5 protein-coding genes are annotated in these 9,400 nt (G+C 67.4%); 4 read left to right on the top strand and 1 reads right to left on the bottom strand.

Annotation, left to right across the window (positions count from 1 at the left end; translation table 11 throughout):
• Nucleotides 1–40 precede the first annotated feature (40 nt).
• From BSZ14_RS18015 to BSZ14_RS18025, 3 genes are read left to right on the top strand one after another with little or no spacing between them, the layout of a single operon-like run.
• On the top strand, nt 41–1,069 hold the full coding sequence (locus BSZ14_RS18015; RefSeq protein WP_076711959.1) for a quinone-dependent dihydroorotate dehydrogenase: 1,029 nt from the start codon (nt 41–43) through the stop codon (nt 1,067–1,069).
• A gap of 46 nt (nt 1,070–1,115) precedes the next feature.
• Entirely contained in the window at nt 1,116–2,858 is a 1,743-nt protein-coding gene (ggt, locus tag BSZ14_RS18020) for a gamma-glutamyltransferase (protein ID WP_445190552.1), read from the top strand.
• 59 nt (nt 2,859–2,917) lie between these two features.
• A complete protein-coding gene (locus BSZ14_RS18025) occupies nt 2,918–4,705 on the top strand; it encodes an AMP-dependent synthetase/ligase (protein ID WP_076711960.1) in 1,788 nt (595 codons plus the stop codon).
• A gap of 315 nt (nt 4,706–5,020) precedes the next feature.
• Here the strand turns inward: BSZ14_RS18025 and BSZ14_RS18030 are convergent, their stop codons facing one another.
• Nucleotides 5,021–6,544: a fumarate hydratase gene (locus BSZ14_RS18030; RefSeq protein ID WP_076711961.1), complete on the bottom strand. Its 1,524-nt coding sequence runs from the start codon at nt 6,542–6,544 to the stop codon at nt 5,021–5,023.
• A gap of 115 nt (nt 6,545–6,659) precedes the next feature.
• Between BSZ14_RS18030 and BSZ14_RS18035 the strand changes: the two genes are divergently transcribed.
• Nucleotides 6,660–9,317 carry a putative bifunctional diguanylate cyclase/phosphodiesterase gene (locus BSZ14_RS18035; protein WP_241823828.1) on the top strand — a complete coding sequence of 886 codons (2,658 nt, stop codon included), beginning with the start codon at nt 6,660–6,662 and terminating at the stop codon, nt 9,315–9,317.
• Nucleotides 9,318–9,400 lie beyond the last annotated feature (83 nt).

Genomic DNA, 9,400 nt, shown 5'->3' on the forward strand with positions numbered 1-9,400 from the left:
CACCTTCCCCCTCCCCCCGCAATCCGCTAACCGGGCCGACATGGCCTTTTATCACCCGCTCCTCTTCGCCCTCGATGCCGAACGCGCCCATGGCCTGACGGTGGCGATGCTGTCGCGCTGGGGCTCGCTCGGCGCGCCGCTGGGGGCCGATCCGGCGCGCTATCCGCGTCTTGCTACCACGGTCGCGGGGATCGACTTCGCCAATCCGCTGGGGCTGGCGGCGGGGGTCGACAAGAATGGCGAAGCGATCGACGGCTTTTTCGGGCTGGGCTTCGGCCTGGTCGAGATCGGCACGCTGACCCCGAGACCGCAGCCCGGCAATCCGAAACCCCGCCTGTTCCGGCTGGTCGAGGACCAGGGCGTGGTCAACCGCTATGGCTTCAACAATGGCGGGCTGGACGCCGGACTGGCGCGCGCCAAGGCGGCGAAACGCAAGGGCGTGCTGGGCATCAATGTCGGCGCGAACAAGGACGCCGCCGACCGCATCGCCGATTATCGCCACGGCGTGACCCAGGCCGCGCCGATCGCCGATTATGTCACGATCAACATCTCCAGCCCCAACACGCCGGGCCTGCGCGACCTGCAACACGGGCCTGCGCTCGCCGAACTGCTGGCCGCGTCGCGCGAGGCGGCGGGCACGGTGCCACTGTTCCTGAAGGTCGCCCCCGATCTCGAGCCTTCGCAGATCGACGAGATCGCGCGCGCCGCGATCGACAACCGGCTGGACGCGATCATCATCGGCAACACCACCATCACCCGGCCGAACGTGAAGAGCGCCAATGCCAGCGAGACCGGCGGCCTGTCGGGTCGTCCGCTCGCCCCGCTCGCCCGCCAGCGGCTGGCCGATTTCCGTACGGCCACGGGGGGGGCGATGACCCTGATCGCGGCTGGCGGCATCGATTCGGGCACGGAGGCCTATGCCCGCATCCGGGCCGGGGCGAGCCTGGTCCAGCTCTATTCGGCGCTGGTCTATGAAGGGCCTGGCCTCGCCGCCCGCATCCTCGCCGATCTCGACGGGATGCTCGCGCGTGACGGTTTCGCCAGTGTGGGCGAGGCGGTCGGCGCCTGACGTTACGGCTTGGCGCGGGCCGCGCCTTGCCGCTAGGGTCGCGGACATGAAGCACTGGCTCCTGTCCGTCGCAGCGCTGACGCTGCCACTCGCCGCGCCCGTCGACGCGCGACAGCCCATCAAGGCCCCGGCCACCGGCATGGTCAGCGCCGCCGACCCGCGCGCCGCCGCCGCCGGGGTCGAAATCCTGCGCGCCGGGGGCAGCGCGACCGATGCCGCCATCGCGACCATGCTGGCGCTGAACGTGGTCGAGCCGCAAAGCTCCGGCATCGGCGGCGGCAGCTATTGGGTGCGTCATGACGCGCGCGGCACCAACACCATCGACGCGCGCGAGACCGCGCCGATGGCGGCCACCCCCGACTGGTTCTACGGTCCCGACGGCCGCCCGCTCAGCCATGCCGATGCCGTGCCCGGCGGGCGCAGCGTCGGCGTGCCCGGCGCGCTGCGCGGCATGGCGCTGGCCCACCGCCAAGGCGGCAAGCTGCCCTGGGCGCGACTGTTCCAGCCCGCGATCCGGCTGGCGCGCGACGGATTCAAGCTGACCCCGCGCCTGCAGACCGCGCTGACCCGCTATGGCGGCCATGTCGACGCCGCCACCCGCGCGCGGCTGACCGGCCCCGATGGACAAGTGCTCCCGCTCGGCAGCATCATCCGCAACCCCGAACAGGCCGCATTGCTGGAGCGGATCGCCAAGCTCGGACCCGATTATTTTTATGTCGGGCCGCAGGCGCAGAAGCTGGTGACGACGGTCAACACCGCACAGCGCAATCCGTCGAAGATGACGACCGGCGACCTCGCCAGCTACGCCGCCAAGCCGCGCCCGCCGCTCTGCGCCACCTATCGCAGCTATAAGGTATGCAGCATGGGGCCGTCCTCCGGCGGCGGATCGACGATGCTGTCGATCCTGAAGCTGCTGGAACGCTTCGACATGGGCCGACTGGGCAAGGATTCGCCGCAGGCCTGGCATCTGTTCGCCGAGGCCTCGCGCCTCGCCTATGCCGATCGCGATGCGTATCTGGGCGATCCCGATTATGTCCGGGTGCCGTTGAAGGGGCTGTTCGACCCGGCCTATATCGCCGACCGATCGGCGCTGATCTCCCCCGACCGGACCATGGCGTCGGTGTCGCCCGGCACGCCGCCCGGCGCGCCGCCGCGCGTCCGCGCACCGGTCAGCGAGGTGCCCGGCACGACCGATCTCGTCACGGTCGATGCGGCAGGCAATGTCGCCGAGGTGACGACCACGGTCGAGGGCTCGTTCGGCTCGGGCCTGTCGGTCGACGGGACGATGCTGAACAACGAGCTGACCGATTTCGACATCGTGCCGGTCAAGGACGGCGATCTGGTCGCCAACCGCGTCGAGGGCGGCAAGCGGCCGCGCAGTTCCATGTCGCCGACCATCGTCTATGGTCCCGACGGCAAGGTCCGCCTGGCGGTCGGCGCGGCGGGCGGATCGACCATCATCGCGCAGGTCGCCAAGGCGATCATCGGCGTCATCGACTGGAAGCTGAGTGCGCAAGGTGCGATCGCGCAGGGGTTGCTCTTCGCGCCGTACAAGGTCGCGACGGTCGAACAGGGCACGGCGCTCGAAGCGCTTGTCCCCGGACTTCGGGCGCTGGGTGAGACGGTCGTCGTCGCGCCGATGGGCCTGAAGGCCAATGCCATCGAACGCGTCGGCGGGCGCTGGGTCGGTGCCGCCGATCCCCGCAGCGAGGGCGTGGCGATCGACGTGACCGGCCGGACGACCGCGATCCAAAGGGTCGGCGACAAACTGGGACGCCCGGCGGAATAATAAACAAAGAGCCCGGTCGCGCGTTACGTCACGCGATACGGGCCGGTGGGAGAGGCACCATGCGTACGCTCGAATATTTCCCCAATCTCGTCACCATGTTCTTCACGCGCGCCTCCGAGAAGGGCGACGCGCCGTTCCTCTGGCGCAAGCAGGGCGGCAGTTGGCAGTCGATCAGCTGGACGCAAGCCGCGCGCCAGGTCGCCAGCCTGTCGGCGGGGTTGAAGGCCACCGGCCTGCAACGCGGCGACCGGGTGATGCTGGTGTCCGAGAACCGCCCCGAATGGTGTATCGCCGACCTCGCCATCATGGCGGCGGGCGGCGTCACCGTGCCGACCTACACGACCAATACCGAGCGTGACCACGCGCACATCATCGAGAATTCGGGCGCACGCGCGATCATCGTCTCGACGCAGAAGCTGGCGACCACGCTGATGCCCGCCGCGCTGCGCTCCAACCATGTCCAGACGGTGATCGGCATCGAGGCGCTGAAACTGGGGCCGAGCCAGATCGAGTGCCGCCAGTACGACGCGATGATCGCCGAGCATCCCGCCGATCCGGTGGTGGTCGCCGGAGAGGCCGATTTCACCCGCGAGGATCTGGCCTGCATCATCTATACCTCGGGCACCGGCGGTGCGCCGCGCGGGGTGATGCAGCATCACGGCGCGATCCTGCACAATTGCGCCGGGTGCAGCGCGGTGATCGCCGAGGATTTCGGCTGGGGGGACGAGGTGTTCCTGTCCTTCCTCCCCCTCTCCCACGCCTATGAGCATACCGGCGGCCAGCATTTCCCCATCTCGCTGGGCGGGCAGATCTATTATTCCGAGGGCCTCGACAAGCTGGCCGCCAATATCGAGGAGGTGCGCCCGACGATCATGTTCGTCGTGCCCCGCCTGTTCGAGGTGCTGCACACCCGCATCGCCAAGGCGATCGAGAAGAAGGGCGGGCTGGGCGCCCGGTTGCTCGACCAGGCGCTGGCGCTGGGGGCGAAGAGCTATGACGGCCGCTTGCGGCTGATCGACCGGCCGGCGCAGCTCGCGGTCAACACGCTGTTCAAACCCAAGATCGCGAAGAAATTCGGCGGCCGGTTGAAGGCGATGGTGTCGGGCGGCGCGCCGCTCAATCCCGAGATCGGGCTGTTCTTCCACTCGATCGGCCTCACCCTATTGCAAGGCTATGGCCAGACCGAGGCCGCACCGGTCATCGCCTGCAACCGGCCCAAGGCTGGCGTGCGCATGGACACGGTCGGCCCGCCGCTCGACAACACCGAGGTGCGGATCGCCGAGGATGGCGAGATCCTGGTGCGCGGCGAACTGGTCATGCACGGTTACTGGCGCAACCCGACCGAGACCGAGCGGGTGCTCAAGGACGGCTGGCTCCACACCGGCGATATCGGCGAGATCGACACATCCGGGCGGCTGCGCATCACCGACCGCAAGAAGGACCTGATCATCAACGACAAGGGCGAGAATGTCGCCCCCCAGAAGGTCGAGGGGATGCTGACCCTGCAACCCGAGATCGGCCAGGCGATGATCGCGGGCGACCGGCGACCCTATATGGTCGCGCTGATCGTCCCCGATGCCGAATGGACCGCCGAATGGTGCGCCAAGTCGGGGACGGGATGCAATCGCGCCGCGCTGGAGGACGATCTCGATTTCCGCAGGGCCATCTCGGCGGCGATCGACCGGGTCAACCGCGACCTGTCAGTCACCGAGCGCATCCGCCGCTTCATCATCGCCGACGAACCCTTCGGTATCGAGAACGAACAACTGACGCCGTCGCTGAAGATCCGCCGCCACGTCCTGCGCGAGGTGTATGGCGAACGCCTGGACGCGCTGTACAAGAATTGAGCGATCGGGCGGTGATCGCATCCAACGCCTAAAACCTGGCACGCCCATCCCGTAAACGGGAGGGGATAGGGGGGAAAACCACGGGCGATAGTCTCGGTGAGACTCCCTGCCCTCCCCAACCCCTCCCGCCTGCGGGAGGGGCTAGAGTTGAAAGCGATCAGCATTGCACGGTTTTAGCCCCTCCCCTTCAGGGGAGGGGTTGGGGCATCGCCATGGGCGTTTCGCTTGCGGAAGCGCCCACCCCCGGCCCCTCCCCTGAAGGGGAGGGGTGAGCAGAGTTGATCGTTTTCGACTCTAGAAGACGGCGCCCCAGCCTCAAGCCGGGGTCAGCAGGCCTTCCTTGGCGATCTTGTCCCGCCACACCAGCGGGGCCAGCGTGTGGACGTTCTGACCCTCGGAATCGACCGCGACGGTGACGGGGAAATTCTCCACGTCGAACTCGTAGATCGCCTCCATGCCAAGGTCCTCGAAGCCGACGACCTTCGATCCCTTGATCGCGCGAGCGACGAGGTACGCCGCGCCGCCGACCGCCATCAGATAGGCGGACTGGTATTCGCGGATCGCGTCGGTCGCCGCCGGGCCGCGCTCGGCCTTGCCGACCATCGCGAGAAGTCCCTGGTCGAGCATCATGCGCGTGAACTTGTCCATGCGGGTCGCGGTAGTGGGACCGGCCGGGCCGACCACTTCCTCGCCGACCGGATCGACCGGACCAACATAATAGATCACGCGGCCCTTGAACTCGACCGGCAGTTCCTCGCCGCGATCGAGCATGTCCTTGATCCGCTTGTGCGCGGCGTCGCGGCCAGTGAGCATCTTGCCGTTCAGGAGCAGCCGGTCGCCATGCTTCCAGCTCTTCACCTCTTCCGGGGTCAGCGTGTTCAGGTCGACGCGCTTGGCGGCCTGGAGGTCGGGCTTCCAGTCGACCTTGGGCCATTCCTCCAGCTTGGGTGCTTCCAGATAGACCGGGCCGGAGCCGTCCAGCGTGAAATGCGCGTGGCGGGTCGCGGCGCAGTTGGGGATCATCGCGACCGGCTTGGACGCGGCATGGGTCGGCCAGTCCATGATCTTGACGTCGAGGATGGTGGACAGGCCGCCCAGCCCCTGCGCGCCGATGCCCAGCGCATTGACCTTGTCGAACAGCTCGATGCGCAGTGCCTCGATATCGTTGCGCGGACCGCGCTCCTTGAGCTGCCCCATGTCGATCGCGCCCATCAGCGATTCCTTGGCGAGCAGCACCGCCTTTTCGGCCGTGCCGCCGATGCCGATGCCCAACATGCCCGGCGGGCACCAGCCCGCGCCCATCTGCGGCACCATCTCCAGCACCCAGTCGACGATCGAGTCGGACGGGTTCATCATCTTGAACTTGGACTTGTTCTCCGACCCGCCGCCCTTGGCCGCGACGTCGACCGAGACCGTGTTGCCCGGCACCATCTCGACATGGAGGACCGACGGCGTGTTGTCCTTGGTATTGCGGCGGGTGAAGGCGGGGTCGGCGAGGATCGAGGCGCGCAGCTTGTTTTCCGGGTGGAGATAGGCGCGGCGCACGCCCTCATCGACGACCTCCTGAAGCGAACGGTCGCCCGACAGGCGGCAGTCCTGGCCCCATTTCACGAAGACGGTGACGATGCCGGTGTCCTGGCAGATCGGGCGATGCCCCTCCGCGCACATGCGGCTGTTGGTCAGGATCTGCGCGATGGCATCCTTGGCCGCCGGGCTCTTCTCGGCCTCATAGGCCTTACCCAGGGCACGGATATAATCCATCGGGTGGTAATAGCTGATGAACTGGAGCGCGTCGGCCACGCTCTCGATCAGGTCGGTGTCGCGGATCAGGGTCGTCATGCATGCGTCCTTAGCGAAAGCGGCGCGGCCGACGCAATGGACGGCGCCGGTTTCAAGCTATCTTAACCAGAGTTAGCGCAGTCTGGTGCGGCATTATTGGAAATCCGCACATCGCATGTCGCCAGCCCCCTCCAAGACCCTGTCCTTCCTCGCCCTGATGGGGCTGGTCGAGGATAATGACGAGCTGCTGGTGTCGCTGCACCTGGGGCGGCTGAAGACATTGTGCCGTACCTGGCCGCTGGCGATCCTGCAGAATCTGGTGGCCGTGGCAACCATCTTCGGGCTCGATTCGCTGGACAAGCCGTCGTCCCAACGGTTCGAAAAGGCGACCGCGGGCGGGTTGATGGTGGCGGCCACGCTGGTCTTCGGCTTTGTGCTGTGGCGCGGCGTTTCGCGACAATGGCCCTTCTACCGCCTGAAACAATGGTTGAGCGTCATGGGCCTGCTGGTCGCGCTGGCCACCGGGCCGATGCTGCTGATCGTGGCGAATGCGCATCACGGCACCAGCGGATGGGTGGCCGTGCTGACGCTCGCCTGCACGATGTGGGCGACCGCGTCGATGCTGAACGCCGTGCGTGGCGCATTGCTGGGCTATTCCTTCGGCTTCGCGTTTCTGGCGCCGGTCACGGCGCTGGCCTGGGGCGTGTCGATCCTGCCCGTCCTGGCGGCGGTCCTGCCGCCGCTGCTGTTCCTGATCCTCAAGGCGCGCACCGTCGGGCAGCTCGATTATGACGGTGCCCGCGACCACGCCCTTGCCTTTGGCCAGGGGCAGCAGGCGGTGAAGATGATCGCCGAGTTCGAGGAACATGGCACCGGCTGGTTCTGGGAAACCGATCGGCATGGGCGGCTCACCTATCTGTCGGACAAGGTGGCGCGCGACCTGGCGGCCGCCGGCATCGACAGCCGCGGGAAAGTGCTGACCGAACTGTTCCAGATGGACCCCTCCGCGCCCGGCACCGAGCGAACCCTGTCCTTCCACATGTCCTCGCGCACCGGCTTTTCCGATTATACCGTCTGCGCGGTGACCGAGGACGGGACGATGTCCGACCGCTGGTGGTCGATATCGGGCCGCCCGATCCTGGACGGCATCGGCCGGTTTCGCGGCTTTATCGGCTCGGGGTCCGACCTGACCGAGAAGCGCCGGTCGGAGGCGGAGATCACCCGCCTGGCGCTGTTCGACAGCCTGACCGGGCTGGCCAATCGCCAGCGCATGACCCTGTCGCTCGACAAGACGCTGAAACAGTCGATCCATCCCTGGCGCCCCAATGCGCTGTTCCTGATGGACCTGGACCGGTTCAAGGCGGTCAACGACACGCTGGGCCACCAGGCGGGCGACCTGTTGCTGCAACAGGTCGCGCGGCGGCTGGAGGACGTGGTCGGCGATATCGGGCTGGTCGGACGGCTGGGCGGCGACGAGTTCCAGATTCTGCTGCCCGGCATCGATGCGCGGGATCGGCTGGCCATGCTGGCGGACCGGATCATCGCCGCCCTGTCCCGCCCTTATGACATTCAGGGCAATGAGGTCACGATCGGTTGTTCGATCGGCATCGCCATCGCGCCTTACGACGGCGAGGATTCGCAGACGCTGATCCGCAATGCCGATCTGGGCCTGTATGCGGCCAAGGGCGACGGGCGCGGCGTCCACCGTTTCTATGCCGAGGCGATGCTGGAAGGCGCGCGCAGCCGCAAGCGCATGGAGGAAGACCTGCGCATCGCCGTCGCGCAAGGGCAGTTCCGCCTGGTCTATCAGCCGATCGTGTCGACCCGCGACGCGATGATCGTCGGCTATGAGGCGCTGCTGCGCTGGCACCACCCGGTACAGGGCCATATCCCGCCGTCGCAGTTCATTCCGGTCGCCGAGGATTGCGGCCTGATCGAACAGATCGGCGAATGGGTGATGCGCACCGCCTGCATCGAGGCGGCGGGCTGGCCGCAGGACGTGCGCGTCGCGGTCAACGTCTCGTCGATTCAGTTCGCCAAGCCGCAGCTGCCCGCGCTCGTCGCGCAGGCGCTGGCGCAATCGGGGCTTGCGGCGGCGCGGCTGGAGCTGGAGATCACCGAAAGCGTCTTCCTGAACGACAATCAGGAATCGCATCGCCAGTTCGCCGCGTTGAAGGCGCTGGGCATCCGGCTGGCGCTGGACGATTTCGGCACGGGCTATTCCTCGCTCGGCTATCTGCGTCATGCGCCGTTCGACAAGATCAAGATCGACCAGTCCTTCGTGCGCGGCGCGGGCAGCAAGGGCAGCCGCAATGCCGCGATCATCCGCGCGATCGTGACCATGGCCGACACGCTGGGCATGGAAACCACCGCCGAGGGGGTGGAGATCCAGGACGAGATCGAGATGATCCGCGGCCTGGGGTGCAGCCATATCCAGGGCTTCGTCTATGGCAAGCCGATGGAGGCCCCCGACGTCCCCCAGTCGATGCGCGAGCATGGCGGCCATGCCGAACCGGTCGGCCTGAAATCGCTCCGTCGCCCGCGCGTGAAGGTCCTGCGCATCGCCCAGATCCTGTCGGGCGATGCGACGATCGATGTGCGCATCCGCGACCTGTCGACCACCGGCACCATGATCGAGGGGCTGCCCCCCGCCTATATCGTGGGCGGGGCGGCGGTCGGCATCCGTATCGGCGGCGACACGCCCGTTCGCGGCTATATCCGTTGGGAACGCGAAGGACGGGTGGGCCTGGCCTTCGCCACGCCGCTGCCCGAGGATCATCCCTGGCTGGACAAGACCCAGGACGAGGGCGACGGGCGGCTCCGCTCCGCCTGAACGGCAGCGGCCATATGGGGCATGGCACGGGGCGGGATAGGAACGCCGCGCCGCACGTTCGCGCCGTCATGACCCCGACCACC

Source organism: Sphingomonas sp. Sph1(2015), from assembly GCF_001970915.1.
Lineage (GTDB): Bacteria > Pseudomonadota > Alphaproteobacteria > Sphingomonadales > Sphingomonadaceae > Sphingomonas > Sphingomonas parapaucimobilis.

Excerpts from the sequence above, each read along its gene's own strand:
- BSZ14_RS18015 (WP_076711959.1), top strand. The coding sequence starts at position 41 with ATGGCCTTTTATCACCCGCTCCTCTTCGCCCTCGATGCCGAACGCGCC.
- ggt (WP_445190552.1), top strand. The coding sequence starts at position 1,116 with ATGAAGCACTGGCTCCTGTCCGTCGCAGCGCTGACGCTGCCACTCGCC.
- BSZ14_RS18025 (WP_076711960.1), top strand. The coding sequence starts at position 2,918 with ATGCGTACGCTCGAATATTTCCCCAATCTCGTCACCATGTTCTTCACG.
- BSZ14_RS18030 (WP_076711961.1), bottom strand. The coding sequence starts at position 6,544 with ATGACGACCCTGATCCGCGACACCGACCTGATCGAGAGCGTGGCCGAC.
- BSZ14_RS18035 (WP_241823828.1), top strand. The coding sequence starts at position 6,660 with ATGTCGCCAGCCCCCTCCAAGACCCTGTCCTTCCTCGCCCTGATGGGG.